A 22,677-nucleotide genomic window follows, 5' to 3' on the forward strand; every position below is an offset into this window, starting at 1 on the left:
TAACCATGGTGTGATTCCCCTCTGAATAGATGGAAGACCGCACGCCAGAGGACGTGCGGCTGCTCTTCAAGGTTGAGGTTCGCCTTGTACCCCCGCCCCTAAGTCCGCCCCTGTGATCGGATTGCTGTCTGGGTCGGACATCGTCCTTGCTTTCATATCCATGAGCAGCGCCTCGTCCTCAGCGCTCAATTGCACAGAGGCGGTGCCGTCCCCACCATCCACTGCAGGCACCGGATCTTCCACGAAGTCCCAATCGTCCCCTTCGTTCCAAGGGCCGCGAGTGCTGCCTTCGCCCTGTGACATGTTGAAGTAGACGTTGGTGAACTCCGGCATGCCCGGCAGTTTGCCCTGAGGGAAATTTGGTTGGATGGCGTGCAGCGCTTTTTCGAAAGATAACTGGTGGGCTATTTCACGCGTCATCAGAAATCCTAGGGCGTCTTTCACACCCGGATCATCGGTAACATTCATCAACCGTTCATAGACAATTTTCGCTCTCGCCTCAGCGGCGATATTTGAGCGCATGTCTGCTGTGGGTTCGCCGATGGTGTCGACGTAAGCTGCCGACCAAGGTACGCCCGCTGAGTTAGTCAACGGAGCACCCGCGCCGTACAACAAACTGGTGATGTGAGAGTCGTTGCCGGCACCATTAATGGCGCGATACAGCTCTCCTTCTTCCTCCACACCTTCAGCCATTTGTCCTTTGGCACCCTTGTTTAACATCACGATGATCGAACCGACGATCTCAAGGTGACTGAGCTCCTCGGTGGCGATATCCATAAGCAGATCTTTTCTGCCTGGATCATCTTCTGCCAAGGCTTGGGTGAAGTAGCGTGAGGCGGCTGCAAGCTCGCCCTGAGCTCCCCCAAACTGCTCCAGTAATAAATTTGCTAACCCAGGATTTGGCTGGGCAACCCGCACGGTGTATTGAAGTCGTTTGTTATGTAGAAACATGACATTCTCCTCAGGCGAATACGGGTTGCGATTCACTCGGTAAGAGACCGAATGACAACCCACAATCATCTGAAGCAAATGCATCTGGGTAAATTTCAAAAACCTTCTGCGCTAACGACAGACGGATGCTGACTACCCCTTACTGTGTTCTGGCGACGAAGGGCCTTCCTTGATCCCACGAGGCCCCGCAACACCCCAAACGATTAAACCAATGACAGGGAAGATGATGAGCCCGATAGCCCAACCGGCTTTGACTCCCACCGTCTTGTCGCTACGAAACACGCTTACGATAGCCCACAGATCAACGAGCAAAATGATCACCGCGACGGCAATTGCAAAATAGCTGGTAGCTTCCGACATGGTTAAGCCCTCCTAAGATTGATAACGCTTAGGCCCCCGGAATCCAGAGGTGTTCAAATAATTCCGCAAGTGCATATTGACTCACGCGATTTAGTCATCTCGGGCAATGACGGAGATCTTGCCGTTGCGCTCTAGGATTGCGAACTTGATCTCTTCCAGTTTCTCGATGCCCTGGCTGGAACGCGCAGCTTCCATGACATCCATTTCTAACAATCGAGCACGACAAAGGCGCTTATGGAGAAGTTTCCCGTTCTCGACGATGATCGTTGGCTCACCATCAATCAGCCTTGAAATCCAGACAGACCGCTGTTTGAGTAGGGACAGGCCAACATCGATGGCAATCAGAGTAACGATGACAAGGATTGAATTGGTGATTGAAAAATCATCGCCCAGCAGAGCTTGCTGAGTCGCCTCACCCATCATCATCAGCAGCACAAAATCGAATGTAGTTAGCTCTGCCAAAGAGCTCCGGCCAGCGACCTTAAATAGCACCAAGAGCGTTAGGTACATGGCACCTGCTCGTAAAACCGAATCCATAAATCACCTAAGGAAAAATGAACTGAACAAGCTTTACGCCGTTGGCGCCTGGTGGAAAGATTTGACTCCGGAAAAAGCCAAGGCCATCCCCGCGCAGCGTGATGTACAGCATCGCTTGACCATCGTGGTCAGTCTGTAGCCAGAGTCTGATGCCCCCTGAAGAGCTTCTTGAGCGCAGAGGTGCAGGTTGCAGCGCCTCGATACTGAATCCCTCCAGCAACTGACCTGCTAACTCCACTTCCACTGTCGAGTCGGGCGTTGCGTTCACAGCGATTTTCATGGAATTGGCCGATACATTGCGATGAAACATTTCGTATTCCACCCTGACCTTGCCATCGTCGCTGCGTACATCTCGGGAGCTGAACACACCTTTGGAAAATACCCCACCAGTCCCAGCACCACGAGTGACATCAACACGTACCAGCCGACGCGCTCGAAGCGCCAAACCTTCAACTGATAAGCCATGTCCTCGCGTATAGGATATTTCCGGCTGCGCAATTCCGGATGGTCGAGGTCATCACTCATCAGAGCTCACCTTCTCATCCTGCAGGAAACGCCTATGGAAATGTGGCAACCACTGCAACGCATACTCAGTGGCCTGCTTTTGCACTTCACAGCGTCCGCCGCGAAACCTATGTTGGTGGCTGAACACGTGACACTCATCAGCCGTTTGAAAGGCCCAGGCAAAGCAGATCGTGCCAGCAGGGATACCGTCTACATCGTCCGGGCCGAGAATCCCCGATGTAGCAACAGCAACATTGGCGGTGCTGTCGCGCAAAGCGCCTGTCGCCATCTCCCGCGCCACCTCCACGCTGGTGAGATTGAACGTTTCGATGGTCTGCGGGTTGACATGTAGCAGTCGCTGTTTTGCCTGGGGCGAATACACTACGTACCCGCACTCGATGAAGTTGCCGCTGCCTTCGACCTCGGATAACAGCGTCACAATTTTACCGGCAGTACAGGACTCCGCTGTGGTCAGCACCAAATCGTTGGCGCGCAGGAATTGAACAGTGTCGTCGGCGATAGACATGAGCTGAATAACCTCAGTGATAATCCGTACCGGCGACTGCACGCCGATACCCTTCGTTAGCATCTGTCCGCAGGTCGCGCCGTTCGGTCAGAGTAAACCTAACCGAATGATCCATCTCACCAGACAGGCGCGATAGTTGGTCGTGAATAGCATCTGGGCAGTTCATGCAGTTCTCAATTTTCCAACGCACGATGCCAAGCATCCAAGGCTTGTAGTCTCGATTTTTTCTCGGGCGTCAGGTGATCCTTGAAAGCATTCACTTCACTCACCCCGAACATTTCCCGGTTGAGCAATCGATTTCGAATTAGGTTCAAAAGGTCTGACGAAAAACCGTCCTACCGAACCCGATCATTCAAAATAGAAATCAGGCCTTGTAGCAGGCCTCCCGTTTGCCCGACATCAAGAAGTCCCTAATCCGCGAAAGAGATCGGCACTTGGGGTGGTCGCAGAGTGCTTCGGCACCTCGGCCTTTGCTCCCATATTGGTACGACCCATGTAGCGTTGCTCAGTCGATGTTGTGGGCAATGCCGCGTCACTGACTGCACCCAGTGCGATATCTTCCGCTGCGACAGTTGACGGCTGCTCTCTGAGCACTTGATTAAGCTGCTGACCCAATACGTAGTGCTGGGATTCAACCGGTCGCCTGCATCGCGCATGGCATGGCTGAGGTTTTCGCTGGTGTCGCATGCATTTTCGCCAAGCCGGCCAGCCTTGCGTATCAAAGATTAATATCCGGCCTTCATCGGGTCGGCGGTGTGGTGCAGACTGTCTCGGGCAGTTCAGCCCCCGGCCCAGTCATTTGCCCATCCCCCCTGCTTCGTCCTGAGAAGGCCAGGTGCGATATGCCGTTGCGGAGCGGGCGCGCGTTTCTGACTCATCAACGTTCAAAGCAGCCCAATAGACGTAGGAAAGGCAAATAGTTAAGGCACATCACCATCCGTTGATTGTGGCCGCTGGAATTTGATCAAGGAGGTCTGTGAGTTTCCGCGTCTATATCGGGAACATAGCCTTGAATGTTGTCCCGGTATCAGTATTAGAGGTGACTGAAACCGTGCCGCTATGTGCCTTCACTATTTCGCTAACGATGAAAAGCCCTAGACCTACGCTGCGGGTGTCTTGAGGGAGGTTGACACCACGAGTCATCGGACTGAAGACAGTGGCAAGGAAGTCTGGAGGAATCGGTGAACCCCAGTTGTGCACCATCAACTCAAAGCCCAGCGCCGTAATGGAGGATGTAACCGTCACGGGACGGTCTTCCGCACCGTAAGTGATTGCGTTAGAAATTAAGTTACCTGTCAATTGCGCAAGCCTATCGCCATCCGCGATACATAAACCATTGCCATGTGTTGAATGGACAAGTTCTCGTTTGGAATAAACGATTCGGAGTTGCTCTACGGTTCCTGCAATGAGCAGATGAAGATCGGTGGTCGTTTTCGTAATTCCGATACCACGCCCTATTCGCGCCTGCGTGAAGTCCAACAAATCGTTGATGAGCCTGCGCGCTCTTAGCGCCGCGTCCTGAGCGTGACGAACGAATTTTTGCTGCTTCGGCGTCAACCCCTGGCGTTCAAGCATTTCCATGGCTATTGATATCACCGAGAGAGGATTACGTAGGTCGTGACTTACGATCCCAATCATTTGCTCGGAAAAAAGGGCGCGGTCTTCAGCCGCTGCTTGCTCACGTTTTACGTCGGTAATGTCATGAAGGATGCCAACAAACTGAACAAGCTTATTATCGGGATCGAACGCGGCGCGACCAGTCGAGAGCACGGTTCGCTGAACGCCGTCAGCTCCGTTCAATCGGTAGATGCAGCGATACTCCTGATTTTCCGACTCAAGAGCCGCCGAAAAGAGTTCGGCTTCCCGGTGCTGGTCTTGGGGCTCAATGAAGCTTGAGTAAGCGGCTGCGGAAATAAACTGGCTCGATGAGTAACCAAGTAGGCGCGCGACGCTCTCATCGTAACGGCGCTCGCGTGTCACTGGGTCGACATCCCAGACATGCATCTGGGCAGACTCTAACGCAATCCGAAGCCTGGCATCGGCTACCGAAAGATCTCGCTGGAGCGCTAAGTGCGCTTCGAGTGAATCCTCCGCCTGCCGCTTGGAAATCAATACTTCTTGCTCGAATCGGTGCCTCTCGATCACCACAAATGCCGAAACCTCATCGAAAATGCCGCCCGAGTGCTCTCGTCTTCTCACGTTGAGAATCATCGGCACTTTTTTTCCTTCAGACGTTGCAAACTCAAGCTTTACCTCGGAAATGGAACCTTGCATTTCCAATAAAGGAATCCAATGAGTCTGATGAAAAATTCGCCCCCCGATGGTAAGCAATTCTTGTAATTTACGATGACCAATTAACTGGTCTTTCGGGAATCCCAGCCATTCGCAAAAAGTGCTGTTCACCCGGAGGATTACTCCGGCCTTACTCGTGACAATAAGGGCACAGGGAGCGTACTCATAAAGTGAGTCAGTACCAGGAAGCGAGTCGGCATCAGCCTGCATCAGCAATTCGACTCTGAATGCTTCCAATAAAGCTTTGAATCGCACTGATGCAGAGATCCGGTGCACTGAGGTGCGGACAGTGACCCATGTTTTCAATCACCTCAAGTCGATTATCTGGGATCACCTTATGAAGGTATTGACCAACCTCTACAGGCGCGATGATGTCCTCGGACGACTGAATAATCAGCGCCGGCGCCTGCAACCTAGCAACATCACTACGATTGTCCGAAAGGAAGGTCACCCTCGCGAATCGCTTTGCAATGTCGGGATCTGTCTGACAGAAACTGTTAGTCAACTCGACGCCAAGGTGTGGTTGGCCAGGCGCGCCCATGATGGCGGGAGCCATGGAACTCGACCAGCCAAGGTAATTGCTTTCCAGAGTCTCCAAGAGAGAGTCGATGTCTTCCCGGCTGAATCCGCCAAAGTAATCCCCATCGTTGATGTAGGAGGGAGAAGGCCCAACCATCACATGCGCTCCGATAAGGCCCGGACGCATATTGGCAGCGATTACTCCAGCCATAGCACTGACTGAATGTCCCACGAATATGACCGGCCCGCTGGCAAACTCATTAATGATTTCGACGATGTCCTGTGCGTAACCTTTCAAGGTTGAATATCTCGCAACCTCATAAGCCGAAAGGTCAGACTTACCACACCCCACAACGTCGAAAAGAATCGTTTGATAACTTTCTGAAAAAGCAGGCTCAACCAGTCTCCACATATTCTGATCGCAACCAAAACCGTGCGCAAAAACCAAAGTGGCAGGGCCCGAACCTCGAACGCGAACGTTGTTGCGAATTTGTACAGACATGTTTGATCCTGCGTCGATGTGCAATAGATTGGTTCAAGCGGGTTTTAGGAGTCTACGTCGCAAAGCTGACGCCGACACGGATTGCGTTGATCGCTGGCTACCTAGTGAAGGACGACGTTCATTGAATGCTTACAGGTAAGGGGGGCCAACGAAGCAGAGGTAAGCTTCAGACAAACAATATGCCTATGAATTCATTCGAGCGGATGGTTAGCAGTGAGTCTCCAGTACCACATCTTGTCAGGTTGGGCTTAGCCGAGGGTACTCATTGGACAGCAAGCGTTCGGTGACCATCGATACTGCCTGCACCGGCGAAGTTAGCGCGGTGTCTATGCGAAACGGAGCTTCGGCCCACGCTTGATACTCGTGATTCAACACAGACTGCCATGTTGGCGGGGTAAGCCCCGGAATATCACCAAGCCTCGTTTCTACCCGACGCCGATGTTCATTCTTATCCGAGCAAATCACCTCAATATTCACTAATCGAACACCAGCCTCTAACACGACGTCGTTCCACGCCATTCGGCTCTCGAGCACTGGATTTACGCAGTCAACGATGACCGTGTGCCCCAGACGGAGATTACTCAGCGCAAGCTCACAAGCGACCATGTAACCACTTCGCCCCACGTCCTGTGCCAGAACACCGGAATTTCGGATAGCCTGCTCAATCGTATCGACCCGCAAAAACACGGCACTTCTTCTGGTGGCAAGGTCAGTTGCGATGGTCGTTTTTCCAGTACCTGGGAGGCCGCTGAAGACTATAAGCATTCTATGTCCTTCGGTAAGTGAGTTGATCAAGTCCAGGTGGCTGCCAGTTATGCAGCAGCATTTTCATACCATTCGCCCGACGGTCGGTGATTAGATGAGCACAGTACGGCCTAGCCACTATGAACACCGCCACCATCCGCGCCAGCGCGCCGTTAGCTCCGACACGAATGTCCATGACTACGCCTGCGGATTGCACGAAGAGTTCACTGAAAGACGACGGTTCAGCTAGGCTCCCCGCACCGAAAGCTCAAGGAAGATCCCCATGCCAGATAGCTCTGAAGCGAACATAGCAGCAGCAGACGCTCTCACACTGCTACTTCACAACCAACATGCAATTTGCGCAGCGATTGAAGAGGTGACTCAGTGGTTATCTGAAAACGGAGCGGGAAATGCGGTCGCCAACGCAATCGCGGCTATGGAGACGCTCGACACAAATGCCCAAGGCATCACGGATGCCATCATGCGATTACGTGATTCATAGGCATCCACGCATCCTGCACATCCTTTCTGAGCGATCCCCTAATTCGCATCATGGATCTTGCTCGTCGCTTCCAATTGACGCACGTAGCCAGGTAAGGAAGTGCCATGTCTGCTTTCAAGAAGATTGCCAGTGTCGGGCTTGCGGTAATTATCTCAACTGCTGCTTACTCGGCTCATTTTGTGGGGGAGCAAATCGCATATCTGCATCAAAAGCTCCCCACCGGCGGAAGATCCTAATCGCGCAACCGATTGGCCCACCACAGAGGTAGCCCTCCCAAAGCTCGAAGACCAACTTCTGGGTCACATGCAGACGATAGCTCCGGCAACGCAACCTGACTTTTCCACCGAACCAACCGTGCTACGCCTATCACGATAATTTCACATTTGCAGGTATACGGTTGTAACAGCTCCTTTAGTGATTCCCAGCCCGCCCCCCATCGCGGGCTTTTTTTTGCGCCAAATATGGAATCACTTGTAAAGGCCTACACGCTCGCCGTTCGAGCTGTCCGACCCTGACCAACTCACTCGATGATTGAGGAAAGGGGTGTCGGAGGGTTAGCGCGGATCCTGCTGATTGTCCATCACCGCATTATCCGTCTCCTCCCGCACACGCTCAGGGTCTAGCCCGACATCGTCATCATCAAGCGGACGCTCACCTTCATTATCCGGCAGTTCGTCAATCCCCTCCTCCTTCATTGGGTCAACTTCAGTGCGCCCAGGGCTCAACGGATCGGGTGACGTAGGCATTGGGTCATCCTCACCCATACCGCCTTGAAGCTTGGTATCGTGATTCATACACACCTCTCAGTATCCTCAATGGTGGGGGCATGTAGCTTGGAGAGGGTTCGCTTTTCGAGTGTTCGATTAATTGGCTTACCGACCGTCGCCATCCTTCCATTCACCCTTTCAGTCATTTCGATGGAACGTTGCTCCAGACCCCGTCCTCTATCGCAAGATGAGCAAATCTGAGGACATCATCATGATTGACCCAGCAACCGGTATGAAGGCGGGTGAGCGTTACATCGTAGAAAGTCTGGAACGCACACGACATTTCCCAGGCTTCTTCCTCGACGGGAAATATTACCTTGGCCCCGAATTGATGACGGCCATAGGTTGGTTGGAAGGTCAGCAGTTTTATTACGATGAGCTTGACCCCACTGGTGAGCCAGTATTCCCCAATCGACTCGCCGGCACTGTAGAAGACCTTACCCTCATTCTTGCAGACGGTGCGCGTTTACCTTTGAACGAAATGCCCTACGAAGCAGAGATCGATCCCTCTGACATTCCGATCAGTCGTAATCCATCGACATCGGGGCATCGCCCTACTTCACCAAGCGATAAGCACGGAGTAGAGGGCGTATGGATGTCAGGTAAACATCCCTATCCCATACTCCTTGCGGCGGGCGCAGCGCTATTACTGGGAATACTGTTTGGGGTCAAACAAGCCAAACGCCTTCCTGTCCGAAAGCTAAGGTAGTCGTCCTTCGTGAATTCTGGAGAAGCGCCCTTTGAAAGATGGGAGTGAGAAATGCATCCAGTGACCCCTGACGGTCGTTACTTCGTTGTCAAAGGGCAGCTGTGGCGCTGTTCAAACCCGTCATTAGAAGAGGACGTGCGCCAGCGTCTTGTCGATGCCCTCATGGCAGCGCGACGCGAGGTGAAGAAAGCAAAAGAATCGGAAGACGCATCGCAGCTAAAGCGCGCTCGGGAAAAGGTACGAGTGGCCAAAGTAGCGCTTGGTGAGCGGGGCCCTGTTTGGTGGACAGATGGAAGCCCGGACTTCAACCGGCGGCTGGTCATCAATTCCCCGTATGCCGAATGGTTCAGCTCGCTTTATGAGTCTGATTAACCCTTGGCTCAAGGTGCATATTCAATATGCCTTGCCGGCTAATAAAAAAGACCTTCAAGGGTGCTTTTTGCACTTAAACCACAACCTGTACGTGTTAAACAACCTCGATGAAAAAGCGGAAGTAATGCGATGGAAACCGCAGTGGCACTCATGCGCTGCGGTTTCTCCGCTTCGATATCTGGAAAAGACGGAACGACTCAGACCATGTGCTTTCGAAAAATTGAGCACTTTGAATTTTGAGGGTCGAGGAGAAATCTCATGACTGAAAAAAGCTCCACTTCATCAAAAAAGAGCAAAGCACTGGAGGATTCTGTTCTCGTCTCAGACGTGTCTGAAACAGGTTTAACAGATGACGAACGAGTTGTTAGGGAAGATGAGTTCCTTGGCGACGAACCACGTGTAGAACCTGGCCCAGCCGACTTGGAAAGACTTAAGGATTAAAACCAGCTCCGCTTCGTTTTCGATGCGACCAATATTCTCAATACGCGACGTCTACTACTTGAACTTTGCCTAATGGAGGTGTCACGTATGCGCCAGCAAACCTCATTCATATTTGATCTGGATGGCACGTTGACTGATAGCGTTTACCAGAATGTTTTTGCGTGGAAAACCGCGCTCGATTCTGAAGACATACCGTTGGCCATGTGGCGAATTCACAGAAAAATCGGTATGAGCGGCGGGCTGATGCTCAAGATGTTAGCCCGTGAGACCGGCTTGGAAATCAAACCAGACCAGGCCAAAAGGCTCAGCGATAAACATGATAAAGCCTACAAGGATCTGCAGGGCCAGATAACCGCTCTCCCTGGCGCTGTCGAGCTTCTCGATACCTTGAACCGCGAGCAGCTCAAGTGGTGTATTGCGACCAGCGGTGGCATGGATACTGCAGCAATAAATCTGAAGGCATTGGGCTTGGATATCTCGAAGGTCAATCTCATCACCCGTGATGACGTGAAGTATGGCAAGCCCGATCCAGACCTTTTCCTCGCCGCTGCAAGCAAACTCAATGTACCCATCGAAGATTGCTTGGTGATCGGCGACGCCATCTGGGACATGCTAGCCGCACGCCGCTGTAAGGCCACCGGTATAGGGCTGCTTTCTGGTGGTTACGACACAGGAGAGCTTGAACGTGCAGGTGCACTCCGCGTCTACGAGGATCCTCTGGCACTGCTGCGGCACCTGGACGAGGTTGCTTCCCGTCCGTGAAACAGTTGTAGGCACGCGGATTGAGATGCTGTGCTCCCCGCTCGCGGTGACGTTCACGCATCCAGCCATGCGAGACGATTGATCGGGTTATGTTCCAGTGCTCCTCAGAATCGACGATCCGAGGCATTGGACGCACCCCGATAAAACTGCGCGCCCTACAAGGCACTCGTATAACTTCACCAAGTTTTACGCTGCGATAGTAGGCGAAGCGCTTACAATATCAGCCCGGCTCCACTGGCGCCGGCACTGCCACTCTTGAACAGACAAAAAGCAACATGCCTATCAGGATCAAGCCCCCTCCCCGCATCCATGTTTCCAGACTTTGCTGGCTGAGCAGTATCAGGCACGAGACGATAGCAAGTACCGGAACCCACGTCGGCACCCGCAAGTGATTTTCCGCGACCTCGTCACGGCGCAGGATTAACACGGACAAATTAGTGCTGAGAAATACAAACAGCAGGAGCAGGACGACGGTTTCGGCCAATGTAGCTAGCGTTCCCGTCAGCGTGAGTGCGATTGCTACCAGGGTGGTAGCGATGACCGCGATCCAAGGGGTGCGTCGCCGAGGCAGCACCTTGCTCAAGGCGGTCGGCAACAGTCCTATACAGGCCATGCCATAAGTAAGGCGACTCGCCATTATCATGGTTAACAGCGCGCCGTTGGCTACCGCGATCAGTGCAATGAAGGCGAAGACGCGAGGCGGAATGTTTAAACCTGACGCCCGAACCACTTCAAGAAGAGGAGCCGAGGTCGCCACAAGTTTTTCCATGGGCAGTACGGAAGATGCCGCGACGCCGACAGCCATGTAGACGACTCCGGCGGTTAGCAATGCGGCAAACAATGCGCGGGGGTAAACTTTTCGAACGTCTCGAATTTCTTCCGCGAGATTGGCGGATGTTTCGAATCCTACGAAGGAATAGAACGCGATCAACGCAGCACCCAAAACCGCAAACATCGGGCTGATCCCCGGCTTGAATTCCAGGCTGCGACCTAAATCCGCTTCGCCTGTACTGAAATACCAAGCAGCGGCAACAACGACCACTAGAAGACCTGACAGCTCAATGACTGTCATCACGAGGTTGGCTCCCAAGGACTCTTTAATCCCCCTTGCATTCAGGAGCGCGATAACGATAAGGAACAGCAGCGCCGCAATGTGAGGCGGCACATGGATGAACGCCGCCAGGTAATCACCCGCAAACGCCAGCGATAAACCCGCCGCGCTTGTGACAGCTGCGGATAGCATGCAAAACCCAACGAGAAAAGAAATGAGCGGAGACCGGAACGCCTTCTCTGCGAAAACCGATGCGGCGCCCGCGTGGGGATATTTTGTCACCAACTCTGCATAAGAACCGGCAGTCAGCATCGCGAAAAACAGAGCGATAAGCAGAGGCACCCATATCGCGCCACCTACCTCCCCCGCAATTGTCCCGGCAAGAGCATAAACGCCCGCCCCGAGAACATCTCCGAGAATAAACAGAAAAAGCATCGGGCCGGTAACGGCGCGGCGCAACGAGGTCTTCGGGGGCGAGGTCTTCACGTTCAACTTCCTGGCTTGAGGTTGCGAGAGCCGATTACCGGGCTGGGAGCTAGGCTGCTTTACTCCCAAGCAAATGGAAATTCGCGTCTCACTAAAGTTCACATATCTTGCCAAAGTGACGAGTAGAAAGTGGCGCCCCCACAAACTGATTAGAGCTTTGGAATCAACCTCAAGTTGCTAAAATCGATAACAAAAAAGGGCCGTATCAGGCCCCTTTTGTATTCAAATCAATATCACTTGGTCAGCCAGGATTCGACCGTGTCGGAGCCATGTTTCGCTTTCCACTCTTTGAGACCCTTATGGTTTCCACCCTTGGTCTCAATCGTCTCACCAGTATTAGGGTTCTTATAAACCTTCACTTCGCGAGGCTTTCGGGCTCCAGCTTTACGTTCGCCTGCTGGTACGCGACGACCTGCTTGCGGATCAAGCAGGTTGATCACGTCCTTAAGGCTGTAGCCGTATTTTGCGAGCAAATCGCGCAGCTTCGATTCGAACTCGATTTCTTTCTTGAGACCAGCATCGCCCTTGAGGGCTTCGAGAGCCTGGAGCTGTTCGGCGAGGTGTTTTTCAAGCTGGCGGAATTCGGCAAGTTTAGACATAAAAAATTCTCGATGTGAGTAATACCTGAAGGTTACACCATAAATCACGGCCCGCACTTACAAGAAGTCGCGCCTGAAGCCTTATACCCGGCCAGCCGATATTAATATCTGTTTCCAAGCGACAGTAGGTCTAGGATTGATTCCTTGAGAATGGCCGATACTCCTTTTCTTATAGATGAGTATCCGCCTCCTCAGCCGGGTAAAACTCCCCCTCCTTCCCCATTCTTTTTAGCTGTTCGCGCACGATCAACTCAACGCTGACAACTGCGGCTTGATCGTCAGGGTTGACCAATTGCAAGCACAGGCGTCGGACATTTTGATCGTGAGTGCCCTCGCTCATCATCTCGTGGGTGTAGACTTGTTCGCCACGCCATAGGCATAGTTGGGTATGAGTCTCGCCGAGCCATATCTCGTTGATTGATCTTAAGTCGGTGGTGGCCAGTTGATCGACGGTGATTGTCTTATCCATTGCTCTGTACCTTACCAATAAGCAGTTACAGGTAGACTTCCGGGCACAGGGGGTTGTTCCAACTGCCGGCAGGTGACCCGGCTAGATGGTGATGAAATACCTCCCGAATTGATGTCGGACACTCAACGATTGATGCCGGCAAGTACGAATAGGCGACGGGAATTCCATGACTAATCCGACTGCTTTTACATGCAGATGGGCCGCGCATGGAAAAGCCCTACTTCCCTCCTCATGCCAATACTTCTGTTCGCTGGCGTGCAGCTGCCGATACGCCGACTCTCAGACTGCGGCTGAAGTCAGTCATCCACGTCTTCGACCAGTGAGAGGGGCTGAATCAGATGCGGGCCTTGATTACGAACGTTACCCACATCCTTGCGAACCGTGTACCAATGAAAATCGGTAACTGGTCGGCAATGTTCCATCGCGATTTCTTTCGCTCGTTCAACTGAAGTCTCAGGATCAATCCATTCCCGGGCGTGCTCAGGTGCCAGAACCAGAGGTTTGCGGTCATGGATATCGACCATGCCTTGGTCACTCGCAGCGGTGATGATGACGAAACCGTCGCGATCATCTGGTTCCAAACCCCCGTGCACCTCAGCCAAGCCGGCAAAGAACATCGGAATCTGCTCTTTCAACGTGATGAAATAGGGCTGCTTTTTCTTTGCATCATCGGGGTCTTTAACCCATTCAAACCAACCGTTCGCCGGCGCGAGTACACGCCCATTTGGCCAGAGCTGATTGAAAAATTTCCCGGTCATGACGGTCTCGACCCTAGCGTTTATTGGGTCAGGCCGCTTTCCCTTCGCCCAAAACGGCGCCCATCCCCATTTCACCTTATCGACACTCAACCCCTCTCCCTCTGGCCGGATAATTTCCACCCGCGTAGACGGTGCGACGTTGTACCGCTCGACGGGCCAAAGGTCATAGCCGTTGATCACCAACTGCTTTGGCGCAAGCTCCTTGAGGTAGTAATCCATCGATTCGTAGATCGAGTAGCGTCCGCACATGGTGTCACCCGTCGAATTGTCGTGCCTATGAGATTGACCACAAGCGAACCAAATCGTTAACTGTATGCATGTACAGTTAACCTCAAAAAGGCTTGCATCATGAGCATCACCATCCTCGGCCCTCTCGCATCTGGCGGCAGGAGGCTGCCCTTATATTCATCCAGGGTGCCGGCGGGCTTCCCCTCCCCTGCGGCTGATCACATCGAAAAACACATTTCCCTCGATGAGCTGTTCGATATCCGCGCGCCGCACGTGTACTTGGTGAGAATTGATGGAGACAGCATGCAGGGCGCCGGCATCTATTCAGGGGATCTGGTGGTCGTTGATCGGAGCATCGATGCGGTCAGTGGCGATATCGTCATCGCAGCGCTCAATTCCGAGCCATTCTGCAAACGCCTGCTTTTGCGGGAGAACGCCGTGATGCTTTTGTCAGAGAATCCAAAATATCCGGCAAGGCATGTGATGGAGGGCGATGAGCTGGTGATCTGGGGGGTGGTGAAATACAGCGTGCGCGATCATGAAAACACTTGAGCCAGTCTTTGCCCTGATTGATTGCAACAGCTTCTATGCGAGCTGCGAGCGAGTGTTCAGACCCGACCTGGCAAAGACACCTATCGTGGTGCTGTCCAACAACGACGGTTGTGTGATCGCGCGCAGCTACGACGCCAAGCCTTTCGTGAAAATGGGCCAGCCGTACTTCCAAATCAAAGACCACCTGCGTAGGAACGGGATCGTAGCGTTCAGCAGTAATTACGCGCTTTACGGCGACATGAGCGAACGCGTCATGACGATCATCGAATCGTTGGTGCCGGCACTCGAGGTCTACAGTATTGATGAGGCGTTCGCCGATCTCACTGGTCTCCCTGGAGATCTATCTGCGTTTGGTCGGCAAATGCGCTCTACCCTTCTCAAGCGTACGGGCATCCCTGTCGGGGTTGGTATTGCCCGCACCAAGACACTGGCCAAACTCGCCAACCACACCGCCAAACGTCTGCTGGATATCACCGGCGGCGTGGTCGATCTGTGCGATCCGTTCAAGCGGGACTGGACGCTGCGCAATACCGATGTTGGAGAAGTCTGGGGCATCGGCAGGCGCATGAAAGCTCACCTGGAAGTGATGGGCATCAAGTCGGCCATGGATTTAGCGAAAGCCGATCCGTGGATGCTTCGCCAGAAATTCAGTGTGGTGATCGAGAAGACTGCTCGCGAGCTTGCCGGCACCTCATGTTTGGAATTAGGTGAGGCTGACCCACCCAAGCAGGAGATTTGCTGTAGCAGGATGTTCGGCACGCGACTCACCCAGATCGAGCCGATCAAGGAAGCTGTCGCTACATACACCCAACGCGCGACGGAAAAGCTCCGAGCGCAAAACTCGCTGTGCAAGAAGATCCGCGTGAGCATTAGGACAGGCATGTTCAATCCCGAAGAAGCGAAGTACGCGAACGGCGCACTCCTCGAACTACCCTACCCGACAAACGACGTTCGACTCATGACCAAGGCTGCGACCGAAGCCGTCAATCGTCTGTATAGACCGGGCTTCAAGTACAGCAAAGCGGAGGTTCTGCTGATGGATCTCCGACAACCTGGCGAGTTCACTGACGATTTGTTCGCGCATTCGCAGCCAATGACGGCCGACAAGGTGATGAGCGTTCTGGATGAAATCAATGGCCGTTGGGGAAAGGGAGTTATCCGGCTAGCCAGCGTGCCGGCGGCGCCCGATTGGGCAATGCGCCGGGAGTTGATGAGTCAGAGCTATACGACGAAGGTAGATCAGTTGTGGACGGTAAAGGCTAGGTAGCAGACAGGTGCGGTCTGGCGATGCTCGAATGATTCTGGAGGTGCAGTGCTACCTGCAAGATGTAATCAATGAACGTAAAATCAACACGTTACCTGTCGTTAGATTTCCAGTAGATGAGCCAAAGCTAAATTCGAGTTTTCACATACCTAAAATCAAGTATCTCTTGCCTATTGAAAGTATCCGTCCGTACCAATAGGATGATCCCGCAGCAACTAAAATAAAACCAACATCAAGGAGAGATTTTATGGCGCTTAAACCAGGCCCCAAACCGATTGCCAAATCAACCGGCGAAGTTGATAAGCGTCGTCGTGACAATAAAGACACGCCAAGTAACAATCCTGACTTGAAGCCTAGCAAGTCTACAAAAAAATAGCTTGTCGCTGGCAGAAGCTACTTTAATGGTAGCTTTTGTCATTGAAGCTTATTGGGTGTGAATGCATAGTCTGTAATTTCGCTTTATCTGACGATCAGTGCCCTTTCTATGATCGCTACAACGACATATTGAATAGCATCATTGCGGCACTGCCTGAGAGTTGAATTACACTGACTCATCAAGATACCCTCCTGGTTGAGTGCGTACAGTATTTTTCAATACGGTTGAACTGCTCCTGTTTCGCGAAGAAGCTAAATGACCGCTTTTGGCCGTATATAGCCGTAGCAGACATGCTCATAAACGAAAACCAGCCGGTTGCTAACCGAAAGTACCGCTCTTACATGAAGGCACCCTTGCTCCCACGATTTAGAGCTCAATGGTTCGGAGTTTTTATGGTCTGCCCGGCCTCGAGTGCATTTATTTATGTGTGTGGTGCCCTGTCGGCGAGAGCGAGCACAGGTGATCAAGGAGACGATGGCTTTTAGCCTCGATGCAAGCTAGATTTGGAGCTTTCTACGATCAAGGAAGGGTATGAAAAAGCTCATCGCAGTAATAGGAATCTGTGTCGCACTTGGCGGTTGCGCTACGTCCCACTACACCGCAGGACGAGACTTTCCTTCGGCCAGTGTCGCCAGCATCACCAAAGGCAAAACCACCACCTCTGAGTTGAAGTCGCTGTTTGGTGAGCCCTACGCCAAGAGCGCAGTCAGCGAGACTGACGAAAAGTGGATCTACACCTACACCAATGGCTCAGCCCATGCCCAGAGCTACGTGGTCACCATGAAGGTGACGACTACGGGCACTCAGAAGACCCTCGACGTCTTGATCCGAAATGACGTGGTCATCAACTACACGTTCAGCGAAGGCCCCGCTCCAGGCACTACCACTGCGACGAACTAAGTTCGCACCTTGCCATTGGACGACCCACCGCGCTGAGTACGTTGTTGATGGAGTAAGCTCATGGACAGAACATATGCCTTCGTGGATGAGTCCGGGAATTCCGACCTTGATACGTCAAAGGGAGGAAGCTCAGGCTTCTTCATCGTGTGCTCCATTCTGGTGGCAGAGAAAGACCTGAAAGCTGCTTATGCCCAAGCTGAAGCACTCCGCATGCGCCATTTTCAAACGGGCGAGATCAAATCCAGCAATCTGAAGCCCAAGGATTCAGATCGTCGCGCCCGGATCCTAAATGAGCTATCCGAGCTGCCATTCAAGCTCTATTTCACCGTCGTTGATAAGTCCCGAATTCACAAAGACGGCGGCCTCCGCATCAAGACCTCGTTCACAAAATACGTGAACGGGTTGCTCTATGAACGTTTGTTCTGCGCCTACCCTGACCTCCAGATGATCGTAGACGAGCATGGTGGCCAGGAATTTCAGGAGAGCCTCAAAAGCTACGTTGCAGAACGATTCGTAGACGACCTATTTGGCGATAAGGATGCCTTCCAGACGATGGCCAGTAAGGACAACGTTTTGGTTCAGGTTGCAGATTTTTTTGCTGGCTCAGTCGCTCAGATCTACGAAGAGAAAGCATCGGAAGAAGCAGTTCTTGCCTACAAAAAGATCCTACGCAGCCTGACTCTTGGAATGCTTGAGTGGCCATCCAAGTACCAGTCTCTTCTGCCACCGCCTACGAATGAGTCTGGATATGCTGACTACCAGGTACACCAGGAGGCTCTCCGCCAGGCCGACCGTTTTAGCGAGCGGGTTGGTGACCACCCCGATGAAGATGAGCGACTGCAGCTAAGCATCTTGCGGTTCTTGAGATTCCAGAGCGAATTTGTCACCAAGGACTACGTACTGACTACGGAGATCATGGCCCATCTAAAAGACAGCGGACTGGGAGAGGTCAACGGCCAGAGAATCCGTTCCAGCGGCATTGCCAAACTACGCGATGCGGACGTCATCATCACAAGTGCGGCGAAGGGCTACAAAATTCCCCAGACGCGTGCAGACATCAACGACTTCTTAGAGCGGGCATCCGGCATCGTCGTTCCTCTTCTCGAACGCGTTAAAAAAGCGCGCGATGTGTATCGGCTGAGCAGTCGAGGAGAATATGACATCGTCTCTGCCAACCTTACTGAGCTAGCCAGGCTGCTTGCCGCGCTTGAGGCATTTGCGGATGACTGATATCTAGAAAAAGATCTGAACATAACGAGCCTGCAACACTCGGTAGCATAGGCAATCCTCCTTGGAGTTGAAACACAGGCTTTCTGGGGCAAGCTTGCAGAAGAGCGATGCGTTTTCTTCGTAGGCGTTTCTAGGGCGAAGCAGAGGCTCGTGCTGACTACCTCTGAGCTACGCCCTCGACCCAAGAGCTCAAAGAACCGATGGGACGAGCGAAGAACTCAGCACGGCGAGTTCGTCAGCCACGTTGCTAGGCATCAAACCTGCTCGCTGCATGCGTGGAAAGGCTAAAACCCTTGGGGGAGCTATACCGTAATGAATCAACTTAAAGTTCTGCGGGCGAGATGCTCACCTTTTCGTCATAGGCTAGGAGGCACTTGATGTTTTCACCGTTCAACATGGAAGATCTGGCAGCAGGGGCGGTCGAGGCATTCAAACTGCTTGGAGATGCTCGTGCAATTGCCGTTTTGGTATCAGGCGAATGCACAGCTGAGTTGATCAACACCGATTTCGGTGTCAATTATTGGCAGCTCATGGTGGCACTTCCAATCCCCCTGTACTACGCCATGACAGATGTAGAACGCGAAGCTACCGGTAAAGCGATTTATGACGTAGTGACCCCGTTCTACTCAACCCTCCATGACGAGGCCCTAAACGGGGTGACCATTGCCCCACGTATTGGGGAAGCCTCCGAAAATTGGCGAGAAGAAGCTATCCGATAAGTGAAAGGTGAAGGTGTCACCAACCAGGGACGAGTGCGAAGCGACAATATTGCCTCGAGGGAACATCAGGGGCTTCTATTTCGCTCTCAGGCTGAGGTCACTCTATTCACGGCAATGACACGAGCACAGCTCGCAGTCGCTCCGCTTCCAGTCTTCGTACGGATAGGCAAAGCCTACAATCGTCTCGAGCCCGATTTCGTAGTGGTGTTCAAAGGTCTGACTTTCATTATTGAGGTCGACGGAGATACCTATCATCGCGAATCACCTGCCGATGCTGATAAGCGCTTGGTTCCTTTGACGTGGGAAGGCGTAGAGGCAGAAGGATTCGAGCCTCCGAGCTATCAAGCGACAACGCCGCTAATGTCGTTGTGAAAGATCTGATAGATTTCATGACAAAAAGGAAAGCAGCTCGTTGACTCCACGTGCCGTGAAAGCCGGCAACCTAGCTTCTCGCGACCCAGCTGATAGACTTTCATTTCAATACCGCGAGCGCGCCTGGCGCTTGAGGCAACAGGGATGAAACTCACCCAGTAATGGATTCGAAATCTTGGCAAATCGACGCACGGCAAAAACACCAAAATCGTTCAAACGACCAGCGCCTTATGGTCGCCCAAAACGATGGTTTACCAAAGCTTTCGCTGCTCTGGCATCGCTTGGACTTTTCAGTTTACTGATGACAACAGCCTACAATTTTTTGGTAGGAGACGTAACGCTATCGTTCGTTAAACCCCATGGCCGCTATTACGACTTCGACCTAAGAAACGATAGTCCAGCAGACCAAATCGTTAAGCGTTTCAAAGTAGATTACCCACCGCAGAAGCCCATTGCCCATGCCACTCGCACAGTTGTCGCTAAAGCTTCCGGCTCAGGGGGGTACGAGCTTCCAGGTGGCAACAGAGGCTGGATTCCAGTGACTGAGTTCGACGAACTGAACGGGTGGATTTTACCTGCTGATAAAGTCACCCCGTTTATAATGCCTCCGACGAACAGCAAAAACTACCTGCAGTTGGATGCGGCGGTGTTCGACATCACGTTCGAGACAGAGCCTGCAAACGCTACGTTGAAAGTCATTGATGACATTTTGAAAGCCCTCAAGCTGCGCAATCAAGTCACACAACAGAGGTATCTGGTCATGGATAATCTTTGGATACCTACCCGCGCTCTCAGTGTCGCCGAGGCAGTGAGGCTTGCGTGTAGAGACGATGACTCGCTATCAGACCAATTGTGCCCTGCTCACGCAGGTGGTTGATCGAACCTTGCCTTGGCGGGTGGCCAACGAGCCTCACAACTACCGTTCGCGCTCTGAGCCGACCTCCATTGCAAGCCCCTTATCCCGGTGACTGGCTACTCGCTGCACTGCTCGAATACACCGTACTCAAGGAATTACAATGAGTCGAGGCAAAGAGTTCTTCCAGGGAATGACGAAGACGCAACTGAAAGAGATGATCCAGGGGAGGATCGCGGAGGTCAATTTCGGACAAGAGTTTGAGTCCTCCATCATCGCCGACCTAATTCATCAGAAACATTACCACTGTGCAGCGCAAGATCTGCGCCCTACCCGCTTTCGAAAGCTACCCCGCCCAGGAGCAGTTTACGATTTCCAAGGCTACTTTCCGGGTCATGGCTGGCACGGAGTCTCATGGACGCAATGCATCAACCCTCGAGACGAAATGGCTTGGCTGGATCGCGCACTCCGGGATGCTGCGCATCCTATAATTTCTAGCTACAAAGCGATGCATCCTTTATGCGAACGATGCAAGAACAGTCCGACGACCGAAGTTGACCATGTGGCCCCCGAGTTCAAAGTTATGGTCGCCCAGATCATTCAGACGCTCAGCACTTCCCAGATTGAGGAAATATTTTCCCGCTTTGACTGGCTGGACAAAGAGCCGTTCTCATTGCCGACAGGACACTCTGCTTTACAGCTCCTCAATGACGCTCACCAGACCGCAACTCTCCAAGCGTTGTGCAAACCGTGCCATGTAATCAACGGCAACGAGCGCCGGCGCCTAACAATATAGATGCTCGCTATATGGCAAAGAAAATACCTCGCGGGATAATTCTCAGCCCCTGACATTGCTGGCAAACGAGCCCTGTAGAAAGGCTCCGTAGGGTATAATTCATAGATCTAACGGCTACGAATTTGAGGTGGTGTTTACATTCCCGAAAATCAGGTTGGGTAGGAAAATGTATTGCCGATAGACCGACGGAAAATCACTGCAGAACCCGAGGTGTTGGATGGAGCGTTCGAGAGAGGCGCAAGAACTCTCGCAGGCTCGAACGACCATTACCTCGCTGAAACGTGGCAAGTACATAGCGAGAATTCTCGGTCGTCATTACCCAGAATCGCCCCTCACGTTCGACCTTCAACACGTCAGAAGTCCTGATCAGGTGGCCATCGCCAAACCGCCCATACTGGTCTTTACGCTTGTGGCCAAAAACAACCCCGATGCCTGCGCGCGACCTGATGGAAACACCGCAAAGGTAAGCCGTCACCGGCACATCAAAGCCTTGCTCCTGAGCTTTAATGATTCGTTTGAGATCGAAATCTGTATGGCGCTTTCCGTGAAAATTGACATCAATTGTGTCGAGCATCTTTGCGCTCCAATGGGCAGTCCATATGCGTTATCAGGAATTTCACACGCAACCAGAGGCGCTGGTATCGTGGGGGATTCTTGGCGAATTTCAGGCTGATCGAATCATGCTTGAGAGAAAGATTGGGCGAAGGTTATTCAGCGCATCGCTTCTGAAACCTGGCTGGTGAGATGTGTGATATTTGGAACCCGTTTCGATCTCTAGAAGGCAAACAAGGCACTCATTTTCGTCCTCTCCAAGCGTCACTTTCCTCAGCGCCTCCATGCGCCAACCTGACGTGCCATTCATGTGACCCGGAGTGACTACCTGCACTTCTGTGATGACCATTTCAGCGTCTTGGGAAATGAGGATTTGCTGAAGTCGAGGTTCGCTGTCGACCATCAGAACCGCTTCTGATACCTGTCCCTTGGTCTTGGCCTGAACAGTTATGTGATACCAGTGATTACGAAGCACTTTTGATACTTGATGCCATTGGCACTGACCCTCACCGAACATACCGGGTAGACCTAGCATGTCGGCGTCGTGTGTTCTAAACATCGTAAGTCCTAAGCCTCGATAGAGAGCGCAGTTAAAAGAGGGAAAAAACGTCATTCAGACTTGCGGGCTGTTCATGGCCAGGGCCGATCAACACGTAAATTGTGTTTCTAGTTTCGAACACAACACCGTCGTGCATACCAGTGCACATGCTTGAACGAACCCAATCACCCCGTTCGAAACGACCTTGACTGTCTTCGGCCACGTTGTGAGCAAACAAGATCATCGGTAGCTGTCCCGATGCATGACATTTGAAGAGTTCGTCGCGTGTGACCTCAATGCGAAATATTGTCCAATCTCGAACTAGGCAGTAAGGTTTTTTAGGAAAGCGCTCCACCGCTAATGCTCGAGCCTCAGAAGTGCCCGCCAAGCCTTCAAGGCCCGTTCTCGGCCCTTTCATAAAGTCGGGCTCTTGGACGCTAGCCATA

The 22,677-nt window shown here is 52.5% G+C and carries 30 protein-coding genes and 1 pseudogene; 14 read left to right on the top strand and 17 right to left on the bottom strand.

From position 1 onward, the window contains the following. Positions 1-66: 66 nt before the first annotated feature. The 9 genes from FBY12_RS24590 to FBY12_RS24630 all read right to left on the bottom strand — a co-directional run bounded on the left by FBY12_RS24590 (position 67) and on the right by FBY12_RS24630 (position 6,956). Positions 67-951: a manganese catalase family protein gene (locus tag FBY12_RS24590; RefSeq protein ID WP_145256712.1), complete on the bottom strand. Its 885-nt coding sequence runs from the start codon at positions 949-951 to the stop codon at positions 67-69. Positions 952-1,083: 132 nt separating this feature from the next. Continuing rightward, a complete protein-coding gene (locus FBY12_RS24595) occupies positions 1,084-1,311 on the bottom strand; it encodes a PLD nuclease N-terminal domain-containing protein (RefSeq protein ID WP_042559210.1) in 228 nt (75 codons plus the stop codon). A gap of 90 nt (positions 1,312-1,401) precedes the next feature. Further along, positions 1,402-1,848 (bottom strand): DUF421 domain-containing protein, encoded by a 447-nt coding sequence (locus FBY12_RS24600; RefSeq protein WP_145256716.1) that lies wholly within the window; start codon positions 1,846-1,848, stop codon positions 1,402-1,404. 7 nt (positions 1,849-1,855) lie between these two features. Continuing rightward, the gene (locus FBY12_RS27975; RefSeq protein WP_256663354.1) at positions 1,856-2,158 is read right to left on the bottom strand and encodes a hypothetical protein; all 303 of its coding nucleotides are present in this window, start codon (positions 2,156-2,158) and stop codon (positions 1,856-1,858) included. Further along, positions 2,125-2,373 carry a hypothetical protein gene (locus tag FBY12_RS27980; protein WP_256663355.1) on the bottom strand — a complete coding sequence of 83 codons (249 nt, stop codon included), beginning with the start codon at positions 2,371-2,373 and terminating at the stop codon, positions 2,125-2,127. Before FBY12_RS27980 ends, FBY12_RS27975 begins: the two co-directional genes overlap by 34 nt. Next, positions 2,366-2,878, bottom strand: coding sequence for a CinA family protein (locus tag FBY12_RS24610; RefSeq protein WP_145256719.1), 513 nt, complete (start codon positions 2,876-2,878; stop codon positions 2,366-2,368). The genes FBY12_RS27980 and FBY12_RS24610 overlap by 8 nt, the downstream gene beginning before the upstream one ends. Before the next feature lie 990 nt (positions 2,879-3,868). Then, complete coding sequence (locus tag FBY12_RS24620) at positions 3,869-5,380, bottom strand: PAS domain-containing sensor histidine kinase (protein WP_145256722.1); 1,512 nt, start codon at positions 5,378-5,380, stop codon at positions 3,869-3,871. Beyond that, positions 5,370-6,191 (bottom strand): alpha/beta fold hydrolase, encoded by an 822-nt coding sequence (locus tag FBY12_RS24625; protein ID WP_145256725.1) that lies wholly within the window; start codon positions 6,189-6,191, stop codon positions 5,370-5,372. Before FBY12_RS24625 ends, FBY12_RS24620 begins: the two co-directional genes overlap by 11 nt. 237 nt (positions 6,192-6,428) lie before the next feature. Further along, complete coding sequence (locus FBY12_RS24630) at positions 6,429-6,956, bottom strand: AAA family ATPase (RefSeq protein ID WP_145256728.1); 528 nt, start codon at positions 6,954-6,956, stop codon at positions 6,429-6,431. A gap of 262 nt (positions 6,957-7,218) precedes the next feature. Between FBY12_RS24630 and FBY12_RS24640 the strand changes: the two genes are divergently transcribed. Next, complete coding sequence (locus FBY12_RS24640; RefSeq protein ID WP_145256731.1) at positions 7,219-7,437, top strand: hypothetical protein; 219 nt, start codon at positions 7,219-7,221, stop codon at positions 7,435-7,437. Between the two features lie 104 nt (positions 7,438-7,541). Next, positions 7,542-7,673: a hypothetical protein gene (locus FBY12_RS27990; RefSeq protein ID WP_256663356.1), complete on the top strand. Its 132-nt coding sequence runs from the start codon at positions 7,542-7,544 to the stop codon at positions 7,671-7,673. A gap of 318 nt (positions 7,674-7,991) precedes the next feature. Here FBY12_RS27990 and FBY12_RS24645 read toward each other — a convergent pair whose 3' ends face one another. Beyond that, a complete protein-coding gene (locus FBY12_RS24645) occupies positions 7,992-8,231 on the bottom strand; it encodes a hypothetical protein (protein WP_145256734.1) in 240 nt (79 codons plus the stop codon). A gap of 184 nt (positions 8,232-8,415) precedes the next feature. Between FBY12_RS24645 and FBY12_RS28050 the strand changes: the two are divergent. The 4 genes and pseudogenes from FBY12_RS28050 to FBY12_RS24665 all read left to right on the top strand — a co-directional run. Further along, positions 8,416-8,674 (top strand): annotated as a pseudogene (locus tag FBY12_RS28050) (short chain dehydrogenase); the annotation flags it as partial. 290 nt (positions 8,675-8,964) lie between these two features. After that, entirely contained in the window at positions 8,965-9,285 is a 321-nt protein-coding gene (locus FBY12_RS24655) for a hypothetical protein (protein ID WP_145256740.1), read from the top strand. A 258-nt stretch (positions 9,286-9,543) separates the two neighbouring features. Beyond that, complete coding sequence (locus FBY12_RS24660) at positions 9,544-9,726, top strand: hypothetical protein (protein WP_145256743.1); 183 nt, start codon at positions 9,544-9,546, stop codon at positions 9,724-9,726. 87 nt (positions 9,727-9,813) lie between these two features. After that, the gene (locus FBY12_RS24665; RefSeq protein ID WP_145256746.1) at positions 9,814-10,488 is read left to right on the top strand and encodes an HAD family hydrolase; all 675 of its coding nucleotides are present in this window, start codon (positions 9,814-9,816) and stop codon (positions 10,486-10,488) included. Positions 10,489-10,708: 220 nt separating this feature from the next. Here FBY12_RS24665 and FBY12_RS24670 read toward each other — a convergent pair whose 3' ends face one another. From FBY12_RS24670 to FBY12_RS24685, 4 genes are all read right to left on the bottom strand, one after another. Beyond that, positions 10,709-11,974, bottom strand: a complete 1,266-nt coding sequence (locus FBY12_RS24670; protein ID WP_145257012.1) for an APC family permease — start codon at positions 11,972-11,974, stop codon at positions 10,709-10,711. 284 nt (positions 11,975-12,258) lie between these two features. Beyond that, positions 12,259-12,624 carry a histone-like nucleoid-structuring protein, MvaT/MvaU family gene (locus FBY12_RS24675; RefSeq protein WP_145256749.1) on the bottom strand — a complete coding sequence of 122 codons (366 nt, stop codon included), beginning with the start codon at positions 12,622-12,624 and terminating at the stop codon, positions 12,259-12,261. 169 nt (positions 12,625-12,793) lie between these two features. Further along, entirely contained in the window at positions 12,794-13,093 is a 300-nt protein-coding gene (locus FBY12_RS24680; RefSeq protein WP_145256752.1) for a hypothetical protein, read from the bottom strand. A gap of 296 nt (positions 13,094-13,389) precedes the next feature. After that, entirely contained in the window at positions 13,390-14,100 is a 711-nt protein-coding gene (locus FBY12_RS24685; RefSeq protein WP_145256755.1) for an SOS response-associated peptidase family protein, read from the bottom strand. 99 nt (positions 14,101-14,199) lie between these two features. On the opposite strand from FBY12_RS24685, the gene FBY12_RS24690 reads away from it, so the two are divergent. The 8 genes from FBY12_RS24690 (at position 14,200) to FBY12_RS24720 (ending at position 21,141) form a co-directional block, all read left to right on the top strand. Continuing rightward, positions 14,200-14,631 carry a LexA family transcriptional regulator gene (locus FBY12_RS24690; protein WP_145256759.1) on the top strand — a complete coding sequence of 144 codons (432 nt, stop codon included), beginning with the start codon at positions 14,200-14,202 and terminating at the stop codon, positions 14,629-14,631. Further along, complete coding sequence (gene umuC / locus FBY12_RS24695) at positions 14,618-15,898, top strand: translesion error-prone DNA polymerase V subunit UmuC (RefSeq protein WP_145256761.1); 1,281 nt, start codon at positions 14,618-14,620, stop codon at positions 15,896-15,898. The genes FBY12_RS24690 and umuC overlap by 14 nt, the downstream gene beginning before the upstream one ends. 244 nt (positions 15,899-16,142) lie before the next feature. Then, positions 16,143-16,271 (top strand): hypothetical protein, encoded by a 129-nt coding sequence (locus tag FBY12_RS27995; RefSeq protein ID WP_256588646.1) that lies wholly within the window; start codon positions 16,143-16,145, stop codon positions 16,269-16,271. 531 nt (positions 16,272-16,802) lie between these two features. Beyond that, a complete protein-coding gene (locus tag FBY12_RS24700; RefSeq protein WP_145256764.1) occupies positions 16,803-17,171 on the top strand; it encodes a hypothetical protein in 369 nt (122 codons plus the stop codon). 60 nt (positions 17,172-17,231) lie between these two features. Beyond that, positions 17,232-18,401, top strand: coding sequence for a DUF3800 domain-containing protein (locus tag FBY12_RS24705; RefSeq protein WP_145256767.1), 1,170 nt, complete (start codon positions 17,232-17,234; stop codon positions 18,399-18,401). A 377-nt stretch (positions 18,402-18,778) separates the two neighbouring features. Next, positions 18,779-19,120, top strand: a complete 342-nt coding sequence (locus FBY12_RS28000) for a hypothetical protein (RefSeq protein WP_256663357.1) — start codon at positions 18,779-18,781, stop codon at positions 19,118-19,120. Between the two features lie 547 nt (positions 19,121-19,667). Continuing rightward, positions 19,668-20,369: a hypothetical protein gene (locus FBY12_RS24715; RefSeq protein ID WP_145256771.1), complete on the top strand. Its 702-nt coding sequence runs from the start codon at positions 19,668-19,670 to the stop codon at positions 20,367-20,369. 139 nt (positions 20,370-20,508) lie between these two features. Beyond that, positions 20,509-21,141 (top strand): hypothetical protein, encoded by a 633-nt coding sequence (locus tag FBY12_RS24720; RefSeq protein ID WP_145256774.1) that lies wholly within the window; start codon positions 20,509-20,511, stop codon positions 21,139-21,141. Positions 21,142-21,334: 193 nt separating this feature from the next. Here the strand turns inward: FBY12_RS24720 and FBY12_RS24725 are convergent, their stop codons facing one another. The 3 genes from FBY12_RS24725 to FBY12_RS28245 form a co-directional block, all read right to left on the bottom strand. Next, complete coding sequence (locus FBY12_RS24725; RefSeq protein ID WP_145256777.1) at positions 21,335-21,715, bottom strand: hypothetical protein; 381 nt, start codon at positions 21,713-21,715, stop codon at positions 21,335-21,337. 90 nt (positions 21,716-21,805) lie between these two features. Further along, positions 21,806-22,228 carry a hypothetical protein gene (locus FBY12_RS24730; RefSeq protein ID WP_306092832.1) on the bottom strand — a complete coding sequence of 141 codons (423 nt, stop codon included), beginning with the start codon at positions 22,226-22,228 and terminating at the stop codon, positions 21,806-21,808. A 55-nt stretch (positions 22,229-22,283) separates the two neighbouring features. Then, on the bottom strand, positions 22,284-22,676 hold the full coding sequence (locus tag FBY12_RS28245) for a hypothetical protein (RefSeq protein WP_371927547.1): 393 nt from the start codon (positions 22,674-22,676) through the stop codon (positions 22,284-22,286). Position 22,677 lies beyond the last annotated feature (1 nt).

Source organism: Pseudomonas sp. SJZ131, assembly GCF_007828705.1.
GTDB classification, from domain to species: domain Bacteria; phylum Pseudomonadota; class Gammaproteobacteria; order Pseudomonadales; family Pseudomonadaceae; genus Aquipseudomonas; species Aquipseudomonas prosekii.